Origin of the sequence: Nocardioides anomalus (assembly GCF_011046535.1) — a bacterium.
Classification (GTDB): Bacteria; Actinomycetota; Actinomycetes; order Propionibacteriales; family Nocardioidaceae; genus Nocardioides; species Nocardioides anomalus.
Window position 1 is genome coordinate 1,903,616 of sequence record NZ_CP049257.1, and the last position, 19,456, is coordinate 1,923,071.

A 19,456-nucleotide genomic window follows, 5' to 3' on the forward strand; every position below is an offset into this window, starting at 1 on the left:
GTCAGTCTCCTCGGATCGGTCGGTCCAGCCCCACGCTGCGCAGGAACTCCCGCGCCACCACCTCGTCGCTGCGGCCCTCGGTGACCTCGGCGTTCATCCGCACCATGGCCTCCTCGGTGAGCTCGCTGTTGACGGTGTCCACCACGCGCAGGAACGCCGTCGCGTCGACCCTCTTGAGGTCGTCCTTCCCGACGACCATCACGACGTTCTGCGAGCCGAAGAGCAGCTCGGGGTCCTCCAGCAACCGGTAGCCGCCGCCCTCGAGCTGCGGGTCGGTGGTGAAGGCGTCGACGGCCTGGGCGGTGCCGTCGTCGAGCGCGGTGTACTGCTCGCCCAGCTCGACCGGCGCGAACTCCGCGTTGTCGAGGCCGTAGGTCTCCTGCAGCCCGGTCAGCCCGAGCTGGAGGTCCTCGAACTCGGGGCGCGCGCCGAGGGTGAAGGAGTCCAGCCCCGCGAGGTCGCCGATCTCGGTGAGGTCGTGCTCCTCGGCGTACGCCGTGGTGGTGGCGATGGCGTCCTTGTTCTGGAACGGCGTCATGTCGCTCATCACCATGTCCTGGCCGGCGTAGAACTCCTTGGCCTGGGCGTAGGTCTCCTCGGGGTCCAGGCCGGTGACGTCCTGGCCGGCCACGACGGAGAGGACGGTGCCGGTGTAGGCGACGTAGCCGTCGATGGTGCCGTCCTGCAGGGCCTGGTCGAGGTCCTCGGCCGGCCCGACGCCCTTGCGCAGGTCGACGGCGTACCCGTTGGTGGCCAGGGCCTGGCGCCACAGCTCCCCGAGGATCCGCGCCTCGGGGAACTCCTGGGTCCCCAGGGTCACCCGCAGCGACGCGCCCTGCGGCTGCGACGAGCCGCCGGTGTCGTCGCCGGCGTCACCGCACCCACCCGCGAGGAGCGCGAGAGCGGCCACGGCCAGGAGCAGCCGCCTCATGCCGCGGACTCGGCCTTCTCCCGCTCCTGCACGTCCTGGGGATCCCGCGTGTCCTCGCGCAGCTGTTTGACCCAGCAGTACGCCGTCCCGATGAGCACGAACATGAACGGCACCGAGCCGAGCACCGCCGCCTGTTGCAGGGCGGTGAGCCCGCCGACCAGCAGCATCGCGCAGGCGATGCCGCCCATGAGCACCCCGAGCACGACGACCACGAACTTCGACGGCTCGAGGTTGCCGCGCGAGGCCATGGTGGCCATCACGATCGAGGCGGCGTCGGCGCCGCTGATGAAGAACAGCGCGATGAGCACGATGCACAGCGCGGAGCTGAGCACGGGCAGCGGCAGCACGTCGAGGGCGGTGAACAGCGAGAGCTCCGGGGTGGCCAGCGAGCCGACGATGTCGGCCTTGCCGGTGTCCTGGAGCCGGATGCCGACGCCGCCGACGACCGCGAACCAGAAGAAGCCGAAGCCGGTCGGGGCCGCCACCACGCCGACGATGAACTCGCGGATGGTGCGCCCGCGCGAGATGCGGGCCACGAACATGCCGACGAACGGCGCCCACGAGACCCACCATGCCCAGTAGAAGATCGTCCAGCTGGCCATCCACTGCTCGTCGCCCACGCCGGTCTGCAGCGACATCGGCAGCACCTGGATGACGTAGTTGCCGATGGACTCGATGCCGTTGCTGACGATCAACACGGTCGAGCCGCCGGCGATCAGGAAGAACAGGAACAGCCCGATGGTGGCGAACGAGCCCAGGTTGGCCAGGAAGTTGATGCCCTTCTCGACGCCGGACGTGGCCGAGACCAGGAACAGCGCGGTCACCGCGACGATGATGAGGACGGCGACGGTGTTCGACTTCGGCACGTCGAGCAGGTAGTCGAGCCCGCTGTTGAGCTGCAGCCCGTTGAGGCCGAGCGCGGTCGCGGTGCCGAACAGCGTCGCGACGATGGCGAGCGCGTCGACGAGCCGGCCGATCGGGTGGGTGGTGGCGTTCTTGCCGAGGATCGGGGTGAACGTCGCGCTGACCAGCACGGGGAGGTTCTTGCGGAAGGAGAAGTAGGCCATCGCGCCGCCCATGACGGCGTACATGGCCCAGCCGTTGAAGCCCCAGTGGAAGTAGGTGTAGCGCAGCGCGGTGAGCGTCGCCTCCTCGGTCCGCGGCTCGGCCAGGCCGTGCGGCGGCGCGGACCAGTGCGTGACGGGCTCGGCGATGCCGTAGAAGAGCAGCCCGGCGCCCAGGCCCGCGGCGAACATCATCGAGACCCACGAGAACGTGCTGAACTCCGGGCGCGAGTCGTCCGGGCCGAGGCGCAGCCGGCCCCACGGAGAGATCGCGAGGTAGACGCAGAGCACGAGCACGCCGGTGGCCACCACGATGAACGCCCACCCGAAGTTGCCGATCACCCAGTTCAGGGCAGTGGTCATGACCGAGCCGAGGCTCCCGGGGGCGGCGACCCCCCAGACCACGAAGCCGGCGATGACGACGGCCGAGCCCCAGAAGACCGCGGGGTCGACGTCCTTGAGGTAGCGCTTCACCGAGGTCCTCCCGAGACTGCTCGTGCGGTCCGACCACCCTGGGGGTGGCGCGGACGGGTGTCAACGCCGTCTCAGGCCACCACGCCGACGAGCACGACGACGGCGAGCAGTGCTACGCCCAGGACCAGGACCAGCCCGGACGCCGCCGTGCTCACGCCGTGCCGGAGCCAGACGAAGCCGACCACGGCGCCGATGCCGAGCAGCGAGACGACCAGCGCGGCCGGGTTGGTGCGTTGGGCGGTGAGGTGGCCGATGAGCAGCCCGGCGGCCAGGATCGAGAGGGCGGTGCGCCGCCAGGCCAGCAGGGTGCGCTCGACCTGGTCCTCGAGGTGCTCGGGCTGCTGCGGGACGGTTCCGGGACGGTCACGGGGGGTCGTCACAGGATCAGCAGCACGAGGAGGGCGGCGACCACCACGAGCACGAGGGACAGCCAGGCCAGCGCCGCGGTGCCGGGCAGCGGCTGGTGCAGGCGCATGGCCCGCTCGGCCGCGGCCCAGCGCAGCCAGGCGACGACCGCCCCGAGCAGGCCGAGGAGCACGAGCGCGACGGCGAGTGCGGTCTGCAGTCCCGAGTCGACGTCGAGGTCGACCGCGTCGAGGGCCACGCCACCGGCCAGCATGGCCAGTGATGTGCGCACCCACGCCAGGAAGGTGCGCTCGTTGGCCAGGCTGAACCGTGGGTCCGGGCGCACGCCCACGGCGTAGACCCACGACGGCCAGCCCGCACCCTGGGGCCGTTCGCTCACGGGGCGAGCGTCCCACACGCACGGCGGTCGCGGGGCGTGGCCCCGCCGACTAGAACACGTTACAGTTTTGCCCGTGGCGACCGACGGACGGGCAGGGCTCGAGCCGGAGCGCGCGGAGTCGCTGGCGGCGGTCCGGTCGGTGCTCGCCGACGTGCTGGAGCGCGACGGCGGCTGGGCCGAGCTGGCCGACGCGGGCCTGCTGGGACTGGCCGTCCCGGAGGAGTACGGCGGCGAGGGCCTCGGACTCCCCGAGGTCGCGGTGCTGCTCCGCGAGACGGGCGCGCGGGCGGCGCACCTGCCGGTGTTCGAGACCCTCTGCTGCGGCGCGCTGACCCTGGCCGCGCACGGCTCCGAGGCCCAGCGCACGCTGCTCCGCGACGTCGTCACCGGCACGCGGGTGCTCACCCCCGCGGTCAGGGAGCTCGCCCCCACGACGTACGCCGACGGCACGGTGACCGGCCGCAAGCTCGCGGTGACGTACGCCGGCCAGGCCAGCCACCTGCTGGTCACCTGCACGCAGCACGACGAGGCCGTGGTGGCGCTGGTGGAGGTGAGCGACCCGGGGGTGAGCCTGATCCGGACGAGCTCCTCCGTCGGCGCGACGTACACGGTGGCCCTGGACCGCGCGGCCGCCGAGCTCCTCGAGCCGGGTGCCGCGGAGCTCCTGGCCGGTCTGTGGACGGCCGGCCTCGCCCTCACCGCGGCCGGGCTCGTCGCGGGCGCGCGCGACCTCACCGCCGCCTACGTCAAGGGGCGGACCCAGTTCGGTCGGACCCTGGCCGAGTTCCAGGCGGTGGCGATGCAGGTCGCCGACGTCTACATCGCCTCGCGCACCCTCGACCTGGCCGCCGACCACGCCGCGTGGCGCGTGGGGCACGGCATCCCGGCCGCCGACGACCTCGCCGTCGCGGCGTACTGGACCAGCACCGAGGCGCCGCGCGCACTGCGCACCTGTCACCACCTGCACGGCGGCGTGGGCGTGGACCAGAGCTACCCCCTGCACCACTACTCCAGCTGGGTCACCGACATCGTCCACCTGCTCGACGGGCGCGCCGAGCAGGTCCCGGTCGAGGACCCGACGACCAAGAACCTCGAGCTCAGCGCGGCCCAGCGTGCGTTCAAGGCCGAGACCCGCGAGTACTTCACCGGGCTCGCGTCCCAGCACGACCAGCGCGAGATGGGGCTCGACCGGCACGGCGAGACCTACCAGCGCGTCGTGCGGCAGATGGGCGAGGACGGGAAGATGGGCGTCGGCTGGCCGGCGGAGTACGGCGGCCAGGGGCTCGGCGAGATCGAGCAGACGGTCTTCGCCAACGAGGCGCAGTACGCCGACGTGCACCTGCCGGCCGTCACGCTCCAGACCGTCGGCCCGACGCTGATCCGCTACGGCTCGCAGCGCCAGAAGGAGCTGTTCCTCAAGCGCATCCTGGCCGGTGACGTGCACTTCGCCATCGGCTACTCCGAGCCCGACGCCGGGACCGACCTGGCCTCGCTGCGCACCAGCGCGCGGCGCGACGGCGACCACTACGTGGTCAACGGCCAGAAGCTGTGGACCACCGGCGGGCACCAGGCCGACTACGTCTGGCTCGCGGTGCGCACCGACCCGGACGCGCCCAAGCACCGCGGCATCTCGATCCTCATCGTCGACACCACCGACCCCGGCTACTCCTGGACGCCGATCATCACCGCGGACGGCAGCCACCACGTCAACGCGACCTACTACCACGACGTCCGCGTGCCGGTCGACATGCTGGTCGGCGAGGAGAACCAGGGCTGGAAGCTGATCACCACCCAGCTCAACCACGAGCGGGTCATGCTCGGCCCGGCCGGCCGGATCGAGGGACTGCGCGACCGGGTGCTCGAGTGGGCGAGGAAGGCCGGCGTGGCCGAGCGGCCCGACGTGGTCGAGCTGATGGGTCGGACCACCGCGGTGTTCCGCGTCAACGAGCTGCTCAACTGGGAGGTCGCCCGCGCCGCCGAGACCGGCGAGATCTCGGTCGGCGACGCCTCGTCGTCCAAGGTCTTCGCGGCCGACCAGGTCCAGGGGCTCCTCGACGAGCTGACCCGGGTCGTGCACCGCTACGGCGACCCGTCCGAGGCGGAGACCGGCGCGCTCATGGTCTACCTGGACGCGCAGAAGAAGCGGAACCTCGTGCTGACCTTCGGCGGCGGCGTGCAGGAGGTGCAGCGCGAGCTGATCGCGATGTTCGGGCTGGGGCTGCCACGGGTGCCGCGGTGACCGGCCGCCACGACCTGATCATGACGGAGGCCGAGCGGATCAAGGCGCTCGGCGAGGCGTCGGAGTCGCTCGCGCCGTACCCCGTCAACGACGCCACCATCGGCACCTGGCTGGACGCGATGGGCTACGAGAGCGCGCGCTTCCGCGACGGCGACGAGGCGCCGCCCTCGATGGCCCAGGTGTGGACCATGCCGGGGCTCGGGCGCAGGCGGCCGCCCGAGGACCCGCTCAGCCGGATGACCGAGTTCCTCAGCGCCCAGGGCTACACCGCGGTGCTGGGCACCAACTGCGAGCAGACCTACGAGCGCTACCTGCGGGTGGGCGAGCGGCCCCGGGTGACCAGTGCGCTGGACTCCGTGGTGGGGCCGAAGCAGACCGCGATGGGCGAGGGGTACTTCGTGACCTCGCGCAACACCTGGTACGTCGGCGCCGACGTCGTCGCGACCATGCTCTTCCGCGTCCTCAAGTTCATCCCGAAGGAGCGCGCCTCGTGACCGTGCGGCCGGTGGTGAACCGCGACTCGGCCTTCTTCTGGGAGGGCACGGCGGCCGGCGAGCTGCGCATCCCGCGGTGCAACGCCTGCGGCACCCTGCGCTTCCCGCCGGGGCCGGCCTGCCGCGCGTGCCCGGCGTACGACATGGGGTGGGTGGTCGCCTCCGGGCTCGGCACCGTCTTCTCCTACGTCGTGCACCGGCACCCGCCCGTGCCCGGCAAGGAGCTGCCGCTGGTCATCGCGCTGCTGGACCTGGACGAGGGCGTGCGGATGGTCGGTGAGGTGGTCGACGCGCCCGACGACACGATCGCCATCGGCGACCGGCTGTGCGTGGACTTCCGGCGGATCGACGACGAGCTGACCCTGCCGGCCTGGAGGCGGGCGTGAGCCCCGGCGACGTGCTCCCGGAGTGGAGCCTGCCGCTGACCCCGACCACGATCGTCGCCACCGCGATCGCCACCCGCGACTGGCAGGACGTGCACCACGACCGCGACGTCGCGCAGGCGGCCGGGTCGCAGGACATCTTCATGAACATCCTCACCACCAACGGCCTGGTGGAGCGCTACGTCGCCGACGCCCTCGGCCACGACGTCGAGCTCAAGGGCATCGCGATCCGGCTCGGCGCGCCGGCGTACCCCTACGACACGCTCACCTTCTCCGGCACCGTCGCCTCCGTGTCCGACGGTGTGGCCACCATCGACGTCGTCGGCCGGGTCGCGCTGGGTGACCACGTCACCGGCACCGTGCGGGTCGTCGCATGACGCTCTCCGGCGCCGCCGCCATCGCCGGCATCGGGGCGACCGAGTTCTCCAAGGCGTCCGGGCGCTCCGAGCTCCAGCTCTCGGTCGAGGCCATCCGCGCCGCCCTGGCCGACTGCGGCCTCACCGCCGCCGACGTCGACGGCCTCACGACGTTCACCATGGACACCTCCTCGGAGATCGCGGTCGCGCGCGAGCTCGGCCTGCCCGAGCTGCGCTTCTTCAGCCGCATCAACTACGGCGGCGGTGCCGCCTGCGCCACCGTCCAGCAGGCCGCGATGGCCGTCGCCACCGGCGTGGCCGACGTCGTGGTCTGCTACCGCGGCTTCAACGAGCGCTCGGAGTCGCGCTTCGGGCAGTTCTCACTGGCCGCCGCCACCCAGGTCAACACCAACGGCCTGGACAACGCCTGGACCTACCCGATGGGGCTCGGCACCCCCGCCGCGACCGTGGCCATGCAGGCGCGGCGCTACATGCACGAGTACGGCGCCACCTCGGCCGACTTCGGCGCCGTCGCTGTCGCCGACCGGCGCCACGCCGCCACCAATCCCCACGCCTTCTTCTTCCAGCGTCCCATCACGCTCGAGGACCACCAGTCCTCCCGCATGATCGTCGACCCGCTCCACCTGCTCGACTGCTGCCAGGAGTCCGACGGCGCCGTCGCCCTCGTCGTCACCTCGGCCGAGCGCGCCCGCGACCTCGCCGCCCCGCGGGCCGTGGTCACCGCCGCCGCCCAGGGCTCCGGCGCCGACCAGTTCGTGATGACGTCCTACTACCGCGACGACATCGGCATCCCCGAGATGGGCGTCGTCGGTCGCGAGCTCTGGCGCCAGTCCGGCCTCACCCCCGGCGACATGCCGATGGCCGTCCTCTACGACCACTTCACGCCGTACGTCCTCATGCAGCTCGAGGAGCTCGGCTTCTGCAGCCGCGGCGAGGCCAAGGACTTCATCGCCGGCGGCGCCATCGAGCTCGGCGGCCGGCTCCCGCTCAACACCCACGGCGGCCAGCTCGGCGAGGCCTACATCCACGGCATGAACGGCATCGCCGAGGCGGTCCGGCAGATCCGGGGTACGGCGGTCAACCAGGTCGCGGACGTCCCGCACGTGCTGGTCACGGCGGGCACCGGGGTGCCGACGAGCGGGCTCGTCCTCAGCGCCTGACGGCGCCGAGTCCTCGCCCACTCGTGGGCACCCCGGTGCCCGCCGTGACCAGCACGTGGCGGGACGTCCGGCACCTGGAGTCGGGTGTCGTGGAGGGGGCGATCACCCCTGCTCCCCGCCGAGCGGCTCGGCTCGGCTCGGCTCGGTGCCGCCGGGTGGGCAACGACGTGGGTCGGCGAGCACCTCTGCGGTAGGCCTGCTCGGTTGCTCTCGCCGGTCCAGGTCGGGCGCGCGGCGTCGACCCTGGCCGCTTCCTGGCGCCGCCGTTGCTGCACCTGGGCGGCTTCCGACTCGCCGGCGCCGTGGCGGACGGGGCGGTGCTCCAGGCCCTCACCTGAACCCGCGTGCCGCCAGCCGGCCGGCCCGAGCTCGACGCCGGTGGGAGCCGACTGCACCCGTGGGTGAGCGACGGGCCGGTTCGCTCAGCCCCTGAGGGCCCTCACAGCAGCGCGACCGCCTGGTCCCACAGCAGCGCGGACAGCCTGGTGTCGAGGACGTAGTCGGCGACCCCGGTCCCGAACAGCCCGGGGCTCTCGTGGCGCACCTCGGCCTCGTCGCAGTCCTCGAAGTAGCGTCCACCGACGTCGGCCAGGAGCGGCGAGGCGGCCAGCAGGACCGATGTCGCCGCGCCCTGCGGCACCGTCTTCCGGCGCTCGACCGGGGTCTGCAGGCCGCCGGTGTGCTGCTGCAGGCCGGTGGCGATCGCGCCGGGGTTGCAGGCCTGGGCGCGGATGCCGTCGTCGGCCCAGCGCCGGTCGGTCTCGACGGCGAGCAGGGCGGTGGCGGCCTTGGCCTCGGCGTAGGCCAGGAGCGGGTCGTAGGGGCGGAAGCGGCGGTCGAGGTCGCCGAGGACGGGCGGCGAGAACAGGTGCGCGTTGGAGCTCAGCCAGACGACGCGGGCGTCGCCGCTGCGCGCCAGGGCGTCGTGCAGCCCGAGCGTGAGGGCGAGGTGGCCGAGGGCGTTGACCGCGAACTGCAGCTCGTGGCCCTGTCGGGTCCGGGTCAGCTCGGGGACGGCCATCACACCGGCGTTGTTGACCAGCACGTCCAGGGGTCGCGACCAGCCCCCGACCGCGGCGTCGACCGACGCGAGGTCCGCCAGGTCCACCACCAGGTGGTCGACCCGGGGGTTGCCGGTGGCCACCGCGATCGCGCGGGCCGCCTCGCGCACCGCGTCGGCGTTGCGACCCGCGACCGTGACCGACGCGCCGGCGGCGGCCAGGGCCCGCGCCGTCTCCCGGCCGAGGCCGGTGTTGGCGCCGGTGACCAGCGCGTGCCGGCCGGCGAGGTCCACGCCCCGCAGCACGTCGTCGGCGCTGCTCGTGCGCCCGAACGGGGTGGTGAGGCGGGTGGCGCGGTGGCTCATGCGCGGTCCTCGCCGCGCAGCCGCTGCGCCAGTCGGCTCGAGAGCGCCCGAGCCTGCTGCTCGCGGGGCTCGTCGTCGTCGACCCGCGACTGCCACAGCTCCGCCTTGGCCCGCACGTAGTCCAGGCGCAGGCGCAGCGCGGTCAGCTCCTCCTCCAGCCGCGCGGCGTGCCCGGAGAAGAGGTCGACCATCTCTGTCGCCGCCGCCCTCCCTGCGGACAGCCCGCGCAGGTAGGCACGCATGTCGTCGATGCTCATCCCGGTCGCGCGCAGGCAGGCGAGGGCCTCGATCCGCTCGGCCGCCTCGGGCGGGTAGCGGCGGTGTCCGCTCGACTCGTCGCGCGGGACCGGGCCGATCAGGCCGATGTCCTCGTAGTAGCGCAGCGTGTGCTCGCTGAAGCCGGACCGCCGGGCCATGTGCTGGATCGTCAGCCACGGTGCGGTGGTGGTGTCGGTCACGCCCCCAGCATGCGGAACCTCGAGCGCTCGAGGTCAAGCGCTCGTGAGCAGCTTGTCCCGGAAGAAGTCGAGGACCGCGTCCACGCCCGCCTGCTGGCGGTGGGCGGTGAGGGTCGAGTGCTTGCGACCGGGGAACTCGACGCGGATGAAGGCGTCACCGAGCTCGCGGGTGAGGGTCTCGAAGCGGGTGCCGACGGCGACGTCGCCGGTGTAGCGCAGGCCGAGGACCTGGCAGCCGGCGGCGGCGCGCTCCTTGACGCGGTCGAGGTCGGCGGGGGAGAGGTTGAGGTCCGCGGCGCGGGCCCGGCCGATCGGGAAGGGCAGCGAGGGCTGGGCCACGACGGGAGCGGCGACGGCGTCGTCGACCATCATGGCCAGGGCGAAGCCACCGGTGAAGCACATGCCGAGGGCACCGACGCCGGGGCCGCCCAGCTCGGCGTGCAGGTCGCGGGCCAGCGCGCGGAGCCAGTCCGCGATGGGCGAGGTGCGGCGCAGGTGCAGCTTGTTGAACTCGCTGTTCACGCAGCACTGGGCGAGGGTGCGGGCGGCGGCGACGGGGGAGTCGGAGGACGGCACCTGCCCGAACAGGTGGGGCAGGACGACGGTGCAGCCGAGGGCGACGACCTCCTCGGCGAAGCCGACCACGTCGGCGGTGATGCCGGGGATCTCGGCGATGATGACCACGCCGGGGCCGCTGCCCCTGCGGTACGTCGGGTGCGCGACCCCGCTCGCGGTGAACTCACCCTGCACCCAGCCGTCGAGAACGCCCATGCCCGCAGTCTGGGGTACCGGTCACCCATGGGGGAACGGCGCGTCCGGCTGGTGCTGCCGCACCAGCTCTTCCTGGACCACCTCGACGCCCCGCACGGGACGACGTTCGTGCTGCTCGAGCACGACCTGCTGTTCCGGCAGTACCGCTTCCACGTCCAGAAGCTGGTCCTGCACCGGGCCTCGATGAAGCGGTTCGCCGAGCGACTGGAGGAGGCCGGCTTCGCGGTGCGCTACGTCGAGACCGACGGCCGTCGCCGGAGCCGGACCGCCCTGGCCCAGGTCCTGGACGAGCTGGACCCGACCGAGGTCACGGCGTACGACGTGGTGGACGACTGGCTCGGCCGCGACCTGGCGCCGGTGGTCACCGAGTGGCTGGAGACGCCGAACTTCCTCACCGACCGGCCGACCCTGAAGAGCTACTTCGGCGACGGCACCGGCCGGGGCGCGCGCATGGGGAGCTTCTACTCCTGGCAGCGCCAGCGCCTGGACGTGCTGGTCGAGGGCGGCGACCAGCCCCTGGGCGGGAAGTGGTCCTTCGACGAGGAGAACCGCAAGAAGCTCCCGAGGGGCCACCCCGTCCCGGAGCTGTCCACACCCGCGCGTCATCCCCAGGTGGAGGAGGCGATCGCCTGGGTCGGTGAGCGGTTCCCGGATCATCCCGGCAACGTCCACAGCTTCGCCTGGCCGACCAGCCACGAGGAGGCCGAGGCGGGCTACGGCCAGTTCCTGGCCGAGCGGTTCGACCAGTTCGGCCCCTACGAGGACGCGGTGAGCGCCGAGCACCCGTTCGTCTTCCACAGCGTGATCACGCCGGGGCTCAACATCGGGCTGCTGAGTCCCCAGGACGTCCTCCACCGGGCGCTGGCGGTGGACGACGTCCCCCTGGCCAGCCTGGAGGGGTTCGTCCGCCAGGTGATCGGGTGGCGGGAGTACATGCGCGCCACCTACGTGCTGTGGGGCCGACGGATGCGCACCACCAACCAGCTTGGCCACACCCGCACGCTGGACGACGGGTGGTGGGACGCCACCACCGGGCTGGCGCCGGTCGACCTGGTCATCGAGCGCGCTCTGGAGCGCGGCTACGCCCACCACATCGAGCGGCTCATGGTGATCGGCAACGCGATGTGCCTGCTCCGCGTCGACCCGGACGCGGCGTACGAGTGGTTCATGGAGCTGTTCGTCGACGCCTACGACTGGGTGATGGTCCCCAACGTCTACGCGATGAGCCAGTTCGCCGCCGGCACCGCCATCACCACCAAGCCCTACGTCTCGGGAAGCAACTACCTGCGCAAGATGTCAGACCTGCCGCCGGGGGAGTGGCGTGAGGACTGGGACGCGCTCTACTGGACCTTCATCCGCGACCACCGTGAGGTGTTCGCGACCAACCCGCGCGCGCGGATGGTGGCCAACCTCTACGACGCCATGGCGCCCGGCAAGAAGGCCCAACACACCCGCCGCGCGCAGCGCTGGCTCGCGTCCTGATGCTGCACGCCCTCGAGCTGCTCCCCGACGACGCCGGCGAGGAGGCCGTACGCCGGGACTGGCAGGCCCTGCACGACGCCGGCCTGCCGTCCCAGCTCGACCACACCGGCGCCAGCAACGCCCCCCACGTGACCCTCCTGGCCGCTCCGGACGTGGCGGCCGCGGCCGACCTCGCGGTCGGGCACCTCGGGGCGCTGCTGCCGCTCGAGGTCCGTGCCGCCGGGCTGCTCGTCTTCGGCCGGCACAGGCTGACCCTGGCCCGAGCGGTCGACGTGCCCGACGCCCTCCTGGCCGCCGTCCTGGACCTGCGGGCCGCCACCGGCGCGCTCCCGCACCAGGGCTGGCTGCCCCACGTGACGCTGGCCCGGCGCCTGGAGCGGGCCGACCTCCAGCGCGCGGTCGACGCGGTGGGCGCCGAGGACGTCGTGCTCCGGCTCACCACGCTGCGGCGCTGGGACCCCGACGAGAAGACCATCGAGCTGCTGGTCAGCGTGGCCTGATCGCCCCGGGCGTGGGCGCGGGTCCAGACCGATCCCACCAGACACACCCACACCGGGGGCACCAGTCAGTGACATTCCGGGCCGCTCCTCCACGATCGGTACACGAAACGGCGCGACAGGGTGCGGGTGCGTCGAGGCGTGCCTAACGTTCCTGCCGTCGCCGGCTGTCGCCGCGGCACGAACGGGGGAAGGGGAGAGGCACGCGCATGGTCAGCTCTGAGGGCCTGTCCGACGGGGTCGGACGACGCAACACCCGCGACCCGCGGATCAGCGTGGTCGTGCCGGCCCTCAACGAGGCGCTGAACCTGGCCGCGGTGCTGCCGCTGCTGCCGCCGGTGCACGAGGTGATCCTCATCGACGGCGGATCGGTCGACGGCACCGTCCAGGCCGCCCGCCGGGCGCGGCCCGACCTCATCACCGTGCTCCAGTCGCGACGCGGCAAGGGCAACGCCCTGGCCGCCGGCTTCGCCCGGGTCACCGGCGACGTGGTCGTGATGTTCGACGCCGACGGCTCGGCCGACCCGGCCGAGATCGGCCGGTTCGTCGAGGCCCTCCAGCAGGGCGCCGACTTCGCCAAGGGCACCCGCCACGCCGGTGGGGGCGGCTCGGACGACCTCACCCCGCTGCGGCGGCTCGGCAACCGGGCCCTGCTCCGCGTCTTCAACACGCTCTTCCGGGTCCGGCACACCGAGCTCTGCTACGGCTACAACGCGTTCTGGGCCGACCTGGTGCCGCTGCTCGACCTGCCCGACCACCGGCTCCCCGCGCCCTCCGGCGACACGATGCTCTGGGGCGACGGCTTCGAGATCGAGACCGTCATCAGCTGCCGGCTCGCCGCCGCCCGCGTCTCGGTGACCGAGGTGCCCTCGCAGGAGCGGCTGCGGATGTTCGGCGAGTCCAACCTGCGCACCTTCCGCGACGGCTTCCGGGTGCTGCGCACGCTGGCCACCGAGTGGCGCCGCGCCCGCGCGGTGCGCCGCCTCGAGCGCCGCCTCGCCGTGACCCTCGACCCGCTGCTCGAGCCGGTCGTCGAGCCGCTGAACGGCACCCTGGCCGCCTGAGCCTGGACGACGGGACACCACAGACCAGCTGCCCCCCACCACGACACCGGCCGAGCCGCAGACGATCCGACCGCGCTTCAGACCCCTGATGAGCGGTCGACACGGAAGATCTCACGCGACTCGGCCGGTGCCGTGTTCGTAGGGTGTCCGTGTGGCCCTGCCTGTGCTGGACGACGAGGAGCAGCGGGTGCTCGGGGTGCTGCTGGAGAAGCAGCTCACCGTGCCCGCGACCTACCCGCTGACCCTGTCGGCGGTCCGCACCGGCTGCAACCAGACCAGCAGCCGCGAGCCCGTCGTGGAGTACGACGAGCCGACGGTCGAGGCGGCGCTCAAGCGGCTCAAGGACCGCCACCTGGTCCGGGTCGTGTGGTCCGACAGCGGTCGCCGGACCCTGAAGTACCACCAGCTCCTCACCGAGGTCCTCGAGCTCGACGACGCCGAGCGCGCCCTGGTCACGGTGCTGCTGCTGCGCGGGCCACAGGCGCCGGGCGAGCTGCGCAGCCGGACGGACCGGCTGCACGCCTTCGCCGACCGCGGCGCCGTCGAGACCGTCCTCGCTGCGATGGCCGCGCGCCCGGAGCCGCTGGTGCGCGAGCTGCCCCGTCAGCGCGGCCAGCACGACACCCGCTGGACGCACCTGCTCGGCGACGTGCCCGTGGCCACCGAGGCCGCGGCGGAGCCCGCGGTCGACCGCGACTCGGTGCTCGCGGCCGGCGGTCAGCAGCGCGACGAGCGCGTGCGCGCGTCGTACGACGCCGTCGCCGAGGGGTACGCCGCCAGCCTGCTCGCCGAGCTCGACGACCTGCCCTTCGAGCGCTGGCTGCTCGACCGGGTGGCCGCGCACGCCGACGGTGGCCCGGTGGTCGAGGTCGGCTCCGGGCCGGGCCACGTCACCGCCTACCTGGCCGACGCCGGCGCCGACGCCACCGGCCTCGACCTCTCGCCACGGATGGTCGAGGAGGCCCGGCGCCGCTTCCCTGAGGGCGACTACCAGGTCGGCGACCTGCGCCGGCTGATGCGCCCGACGTCCGCGCCCGGCTGGTCGGCGGTGCTGGCGTGGTACTCCCTCATCCACCTGGCCGGCTCCGAGCTGCCCGAGGCGCTCGGCGCCCTCACCCGGCCGCTCGCGCCCGGCGGCTGGCTCGTCGTCGCGCTCCACACCGGCGCCGAGGTCCGCCACCACGACGACTGGTTCGGCGCCCCGGTCGACCTCGACTTCGTCCTCCACGACCCGGCCGCGGTGATCGCGCTCCTCGAGCGGGTCGGCCTGAGCGACCTCGAGTGGTACCACCGCGGCGCGATCGCCCGGCGCCAGGAGGCCACCGACCGCCTCTACGTGGTGGGGCGCAAGCCGGCCTGAGGGCGACCGGCCCGTGCCACAGTGGCCCATGCGTGTCCTGTTCTCCTCGACGTCCGGCCCCGGACACGTCGTCCCGATGCTGCAGCTGGCCCGGGCCTTCCGGGAGGCCGGCCACCAGGTCCGGTGGGCCACCGCCACCCAGGCCGCCCCACTGGTGACCGCCGCCGGCATCGAGGCGGTGGCGGCGGGCGTGCACGGCGCGGAGGAGCAGGCGCTCCGGTCAGCGGTCCTCACCGGAGCGCAGGAGCGGCCGGGCCCGGAGCGCGCGGCGTACGTCTTCCCCCGGATGTTCGGCGCCGCTCTGGCCCCGCCCATGGCCGCGGACCTCCTGGCCGTCGCCCGCGACTGGGGCCCGGACCTCCTGGTCCACGAGCAGGCGGAGCTGGCCGCACCGCTGGTCGGCGCCGTGCTCGGCGCGCCCGTGGTCACCCACTCCTTCGGCACCGCGATCCCACCGCCGCTGCTGGAGGAGGCCGGCCGCCGGCTCGCCCCGGTGTGGCGCGAGCACGGTCTCGACGTCCCGCCCCACGCCGGCTGCTTCGACGCCGGCTACCTCGACATCTGCCCTCCCGCCGTGCAGACGACGAGCACCGAGCACATCAACCACGTGCTGCCGCTCCGGCCCGTCACGGCGGCACCGGCCCCGCGGCCGGCGGAGCCGTTGGTCTACGTGACCCTGGGCACCGTCCACCACAGCGTCGAGCTGCTCCAGGAGCTCGCCCGGGGCGTCGCCGCGCTCCCCGTCCGCGTCCTCGTGGCCCTCGGCCCCGGTCTCGACGCTGGCTCACTGGGCGAGCAGCCCGACCACGTCACGGTCGCGGGCTGGGTGGACCAGAGCGACGTGCTCGACCGGACCTCGGCCGTCGTCTCGCACGGCGGTTCCGGGACGTTCCTGGGTGCGCTCGCCCGCGGGATCCCACAGCTGTGCGTCCCTCAGGGCGCCGACCAGTTCCGCAACGCCGAGGGCGGGGTCCGCGCCGGCGCCGCGCTCGTGCTGGGCCCGGGCGCGGTGAGCGCGGACGCGGTCCGGGTCGCGGTCGAGCGGCTGTTGGCGGATCGCGACCTCCGCGCGGCGGCGCAGCGGGTGGCCGCCGAGATCGCCGCGATGCCGGCTCCCGACGACGTGGCGCGAGTGCTGGCCGGCCGCCACCCGTGACCACACACGCGGTCGCCGACGACGGCACCCGGCTGGCCTTCCACCTCCTCGACGGCCCCGGTGAGCCGCTGCTCTGCCTGCCGGGTGGACCGATGCTGGACGCGGCGTACTTCCGCGACCTCGGTGGCCTGGCCTCCCACCGGGCCCTGGCCCTGCTCGACCCGCGCGGCACCGGCGGGTCCGACCGGGCCGATCCCGCGACGTACCGCTGCGACCGGCAGGTGCCCGACGTCGAGGCCGTCCGGCGCCACCTCGGTCTCGACCGGCTGGCCCTGCTGGGGCACTCGGCGGGCGCCAACCTGGCCTACCGCTACGCCGAGCGCCACCCCGACCGCGTCGAGCGGCTGCTGCTCGTCGCCCCGAGCCCCCGCGGCCTCGGCGTGGCGGTGCCCGACGACGCGCGCTCGGCCGTGGCGGCGTCACGCTCCGCCGAGCCGTGGTACGCCGACGCCGCGGCCGCCCTGGCCCGCGTCCAGGCCGGCTCGGAGGACCCGGCCGACGAGCGGGCGGTCGCGCCGTTCACCCACGGCCGGTGGGACGACGAGACCCGTGCGTACGACCGCTGGATGGACGGGCGCCGGATCGCCGAGGCCTGGGACTTCGTCGCCGAGGGTGCCCTCGACCCGGACGCCACCCGCGCGGCCCTGCGCGCCCTCGACGCCGACGTCCTGGTGCTCGCCGGCAGCGTCGACGTGGGCAACCCGGTCGTCGCGATGGCCGAGGTGGCCGCGGCGTTCCCGCGCGGCCGGTTGGTCGTCCAGGAGGGCGCCGGCCACTTCTCGTGGGTCGACGACCCGGAGGCGTTCGTCGCGCTGGTGGCGCCGTTCGTCAGCTGAGCTCGAGCACCACGTCGCCGAGCACGGGCGCCCCGTCGCGCTCGCCGCCGGCGACGGTCGCCTCGCCGACGATCCGGCCGTCCTCGTGCCAGCCGCGCACGCGCAGCGTCTCGCCGGGGAAGACGACGCCGCTGAAACGCACCGCGAAGCCCGCCACGCGGGTCGCGTCGGCGTCCAGCAGCGCGGTGGTCAGCTCGCGCAGGGCGATGCCGTAGGAGCAGAGCCCGTGCAGGATCGGGGCCGGGAAGCCCGCGGCCCGGGCGAAGGCCGGGTCGGAGTGCAGCGGGTTGCGGTCACCGCAGAGCCGGTAGAGCAGGGCCTGGTTCGGCGCGACGGCGTACGTCGTCTCGGCGTCCGGCGCGCGGTCGGGCAGCACGACCGGCTCGGAGCCGCCCCGCTCGCCGCCGAAGCCGCCCTCGCCGCGCACGAAGATCGACGAGCGGGTGGTCCACAGGTCGCGGCCCTCGTCGGAGGTGACGGTGGCCTCCTGCCAGATGACGGCGGCCTTGCCCTTGTCCCAGACGTCGGTGATCGTCGTGGTCTGGGTGGCCCGGCCGGACATCGGGATCGGCGCGTGCACGGTGATGGACTGCGAGCCGTGCACGACCTGGCCGAGGTCGATCTGCACGCCGGGCATCTCCACCGACGGCGCCTCGGTGTCGTGGAAGGTCGGCGCGACCACGCCGAAGGACGCCAGCACCTGCGCGTCGCCGTGCTCGGCGGTCCAGCGCAGCACCGCCGGGTCCAGGTTGTCGCCGGGACTCCCGCCGGCCCCGATGGCCAGGTGGTAGAGCAGCACGTCGCTGGCGGACCAGGAGAACGGCCGCTGGCCGAGCTCGGCCCCGATCGCGACGGCGGGGTCGATCGGCATCAGGCGCTCTCCTTCTCCCTGCGCGCGACCCTCGTCGCGATGTCTTCCGCGGCAAGGTAGCCGAAGGCCAGCGCGGGCCCGATGGTGGCCCCCGGCCCGGCGTAGGTGTGGCCCATGACCGCGGACGAGACGTTCCCCGCGGCGTACAGGCCCTCGATGACCGAGCCGTCCGGGCGCAGCACCCGCGCGCGCTCGTCGGTGACCAGCCCGCCCTTGGTGCCGAGGTCGCCCGGCACGATCTGCACCGCGTAGAACGGCGCCTGGTCGATGGCGTGCAGCGAGGGGTTCGGCTTCACGGTCGGGTCGGAGTAGTACTGGTCGTAGGCCGACTCGCCGCGGTGGAAGTCCTCGTCGACGCCGCTCGCGGCGAAGGTGTTGAAGCGCGTCACGGTGGCGGTCAGCTCCTGGGCCGGTACGCCGATCTCGGCCGCGAGCGCCTCGAGGGTGGTGGCCTTCTTGACCACGCCGTGCTTGAGCCAGCGGCCGGGGAACGGCTGGCGGGGGGAGAGGCCGGCGAACAGGTAGCGGTTGCGGTAGCGCTGGTCGAGCACCAGCCAGCTCGGGACGTGGCCGACGCCGGTGGCCTCGCCGTCGTACATCGCGTGCACGGCCTCGACGTAGGGCAGCGCCTCGTTCATGTAGCGCCGGCCGGCCTGGTTGACGATGATCGAGCCGGGCAGGTTGCGCTCGGCCAGGCAGAACCACGGCCCGTTCGGCAGCGGGATGGTCGGCCCCCACCAGGCGTCGTCCATGAGGTCGGTGGCCGCGCCCGCGGCGACGCCGGCCAGCAGCCCGCCGCCGGCGTTGAACTGCGACCCGGTGGTCCACTCGATCGACGTCGGGTGCGGCTGGTGCTGCTCGCGCAGCGCGAGGTTCTTCTCGAAGCCGCCGCTGCCCAGGACCACCCCGTGCCGCGCGCGGACGGTGCGGCCGCCCGCCTCCACGCCGACGACCCTGCCGTCCTCGAGCAGGAGCCCGGTCAGCTCGGTCTCGTAGTGGAGCGGCACACCGGCGTCGACGAGCCCCTGGCGCAGGCCGATGGCGATGGCGTTGCCCATGGCGTACATCCGCCGTCCGCGCAGCAGGCTGACCACCCGCTTGAGCAGCACCTTGGCCATGGTCGCCGGCCCGCGCCAGGTGCGCAGGCCGAGGCTGATCTTGCGGAAGTCGGCCTGGGTGACGATGAGGTTGGCCGGCGCCTTGGTGTACTGCGGGTGCAGGCGCTCCAGCTCGTCGCCGAGGAAGCGCGCGTCCAGCGGCACCGGCTCGCACGAGCGCCCCTGGGCGCGGCCGCCGGGCGCCTCGGGGTGGTAGTCGGCGTAGTCCGGCACCCACGTGAACCGGACCGGGGTGTGGGCGTGGATGAAGTCGAGGACCTCGGGACCGCGCTCGAGGTAGGTGTCGCGGCGGGTCTTGGGCACGTCGTCGCCGACGATGGCGTCGAGGTAGCGCTTGGCCTGCTCCAGGTCGTCGGGGGAGACCTGGCCCGCGGCCCGGAGCGCGGCGTTCCCGGGCATCCAGACCCCGCCGCCACTGCGGGCGGTGGAGCCCCCGAAGAAGGCGCTCTTCTCGAGCAGCACGACGTCCAGACCCTGCGCGGCGGCGGCCAGTGCGGCGCACATCCCGGCCGCTCCGGCGCCCACCACGACGACGTCCACCTCGGCCGGCAGGTCCCTCGCGCCGGAGGGCGACGAGGGGGGTGCTCATGGCGCAAAACTGTAACAGGTT

20 protein-coding genes are annotated in these 19,456 nt (G+C 73.6%); 11 read left to right on the forward strand and 9 right to left on the reverse strand.

Features of this window, described 5'->3' with window-relative positions; genetic code table 11:
* Position 1: 1 nt before the first annotated feature.
* From G5V58_RS09640 to G5V58_RS09655, 4 genes are all read right to left on the reverse strand, one after another.
* Positions 2-931, reverse strand: a complete 930-nt coding sequence (locus tag G5V58_RS09640) for an ABC transporter substrate-binding protein (protein ID WP_165231608.1) — start codon at positions 929-931, stop codon at positions 2-4.
* Positions 928-2,469, reverse strand: a complete 1,542-nt coding sequence (locus G5V58_RS09645; protein ID WP_165231610.1) for a BCCT family transporter — start codon at positions 2,467-2,469, stop codon at positions 928-930. Before G5V58_RS09645 ends, G5V58_RS09640 begins: the two co-directional genes overlap by 4 nt.
* 71 nt (positions 2,470-2,540) lie before the next feature.
* Positions 2,541-2,849: a DUF202 domain-containing protein gene (locus tag G5V58_RS09650; RefSeq protein WP_165231624.1), complete on the reverse strand. Its 309-nt coding sequence runs from the start codon at positions 2,847-2,849 to the stop codon at positions 2,541-2,543.
* Complete coding sequence (locus G5V58_RS09655) at positions 2,846-3,214, reverse strand: YidH family protein (protein WP_165231626.1); 369 nt, start codon at positions 3,212-3,214, stop codon at positions 2,846-2,848. Before G5V58_RS09655 ends, G5V58_RS09650 begins: the two co-directional genes overlap by 4 nt.
* A gap of 73 nt (positions 3,215-3,287) precedes the next feature.
* Here G5V58_RS09655 and G5V58_RS09660 point away from each other — a divergent pair, with 73 nt between their 5' ends.
* From G5V58_RS09660 to G5V58_RS09675, 5 genes are read left to right on the forward strand one after another with little or no spacing between them, the layout of a single operon-like run.
* Positions 3,288-5,453: an acyl-CoA dehydrogenase gene (locus tag G5V58_RS09660; protein WP_165231628.1), complete on the forward strand. Its 2,166-nt coding sequence runs from the start codon at positions 3,288-3,290 to the stop codon at positions 5,451-5,453.
* Positions 5,450-5,947 (forward strand): MaoC family dehydratase N-terminal domain-containing protein, encoded by a 498-nt coding sequence (locus G5V58_RS25940; protein ID WP_230487230.1) that lies wholly within the window; start codon positions 5,450-5,452, stop codon positions 5,945-5,947. The genes G5V58_RS09660 and G5V58_RS25940 overlap by 4 nt, the downstream gene beginning before the upstream one ends.
* A complete protein-coding gene (locus G5V58_RS25945) occupies positions 5,944-6,333 on the forward strand; it encodes a Zn-ribbon domain-containing OB-fold protein (RefSeq protein WP_230487231.1) in 390 nt (129 codons plus the stop codon). Before G5V58_RS25940 ends, G5V58_RS25945 begins: the two co-directional genes overlap by 4 nt.
* Complete coding sequence (locus G5V58_RS09670; protein ID WP_165231630.1) at positions 6,330-6,707, forward strand: MaoC family dehydratase; 378 nt, start codon at positions 6,330-6,332, stop codon at positions 6,705-6,707. The genes G5V58_RS25945 and G5V58_RS09670 overlap by 4 nt, the downstream gene beginning before the upstream one ends.
* The gene (locus G5V58_RS09675; protein WP_165231632.1) at positions 6,704-7,867 is read left to right on the forward strand and encodes a lipid-transfer protein; all 1,164 of its coding nucleotides are present in this window, start codon (positions 6,704-6,706) and stop codon (positions 7,865-7,867) included. The genes G5V58_RS09670 and G5V58_RS09675 overlap by 4 nt, the downstream gene beginning before the upstream one ends.
* 439 nt (positions 7,868-8,306) lie before the next feature.
* Here G5V58_RS09675 and G5V58_RS09680 read toward each other — a convergent pair whose 3' ends face one another.
* The 3 genes from G5V58_RS09680 to G5V58_RS09690 are packed head-to-tail and all read right to left on the reverse strand — an operon-like array spanning position 8,307 to position 10,462.
* Positions 8,307-9,233 (reverse strand): SDR family NAD(P)-dependent oxidoreductase, encoded by a 927-nt coding sequence (locus G5V58_RS09680; protein ID WP_165231635.1) that lies wholly within the window; start codon positions 9,231-9,233, stop codon positions 8,307-8,309.
* Entirely contained in the window at positions 9,230-9,691 is a 462-nt protein-coding gene (locus G5V58_RS09685; protein ID WP_230487232.1) for a MerR family transcriptional regulator, read from the reverse strand. The genes G5V58_RS09680 and G5V58_RS09685 overlap by 4 nt, the downstream gene beginning before the upstream one ends.
* A gap of 33 nt (positions 9,692-9,724) precedes the next feature.
* Complete coding sequence (locus tag G5V58_RS09690; RefSeq protein WP_165231638.1) at positions 9,725-10,462, reverse strand: dienelactone hydrolase family protein; 738 nt, start codon at positions 10,460-10,462, stop codon at positions 9,725-9,727.
* Positions 10,463-10,489: 27 nt separating this feature from the next.
* Here G5V58_RS09690 and G5V58_RS09695 point away from each other — a divergent pair, with 27 nt between their 5' ends.
* The 6 genes from G5V58_RS09695 (at position 10,490) to G5V58_RS09720 (ending at position 16,857) form a co-directional block, all read left to right on the forward strand.
* Complete coding sequence (locus tag G5V58_RS09695) at positions 10,490-11,944, forward strand: cryptochrome/photolyase family protein (protein ID WP_165231641.1); 1,455 nt, start codon at positions 10,490-10,492, stop codon at positions 11,942-11,944.
* Complete coding sequence (locus G5V58_RS09700) at positions 11,944-12,444, forward strand: 2'-5' RNA ligase family protein (RefSeq protein ID WP_165231644.1); 501 nt, start codon at positions 11,944-11,946, stop codon at positions 12,442-12,444. Before G5V58_RS09695 ends, G5V58_RS09700 begins: the two co-directional genes overlap by 1 nt.
* 206 nt (positions 12,445-12,650) lie before the next feature.
* Entirely contained in the window at positions 12,651-13,505 is an 855-nt protein-coding gene (locus G5V58_RS09705; protein WP_165231647.1) for a glycosyltransferase family 2 protein, read from the forward strand.
* Between the two features lie 151 nt (positions 13,506-13,656).
* Complete coding sequence (locus tag G5V58_RS09710; RefSeq protein WP_165231650.1) at positions 13,657-14,865, forward strand: DUF480 domain-containing protein; 1,209 nt, start codon at positions 13,657-13,659, stop codon at positions 14,863-14,865.
* A 28-nt stretch (positions 14,866-14,893) separates the two neighbouring features.
* Complete coding sequence (locus G5V58_RS09715) at positions 14,894-16,021, forward strand: glycosyltransferase (RefSeq protein ID WP_165231653.1); 1,128 nt, start codon at positions 14,894-14,896, stop codon at positions 16,019-16,021.
* Complete coding sequence (locus G5V58_RS09720) at positions 16,018-16,857, forward strand: alpha/beta fold hydrolase (protein WP_165231656.1); 840 nt, start codon at positions 16,018-16,020, stop codon at positions 16,855-16,857. Before G5V58_RS09715 ends, G5V58_RS09720 begins: the two co-directional genes overlap by 4 nt.
* On the opposite strand, the gene G5V58_RS09725 is transcribed toward G5V58_RS09720, so the two are convergent.
* Both G5V58_RS09725 and kstD read right to left on the reverse strand, forming a co-directional pair.
* Positions 16,850-17,728: a MaoC family dehydratase gene (locus G5V58_RS09725; protein ID WP_165231659.1), complete on the reverse strand. Its 879-nt coding sequence runs from the start codon at positions 17,726-17,728 to the stop codon at positions 16,850-16,852. The genes G5V58_RS09720 and G5V58_RS09725 overlap by 8 nt on opposite strands.
* On the reverse strand, positions 17,728-19,386 hold the full coding sequence (kstD, locus tag G5V58_RS09730; protein WP_230487233.1) for a 3-oxosteroid 1-dehydrogenase: 1,659 nt from the start codon (positions 19,384-19,386) through the stop codon (positions 17,728-17,730). Before kstD ends, G5V58_RS09725 begins: the two co-directional genes overlap by 1 nt.
* Between the last annotated feature and the right edge of the window lie 70 nt (positions 19,387-19,456).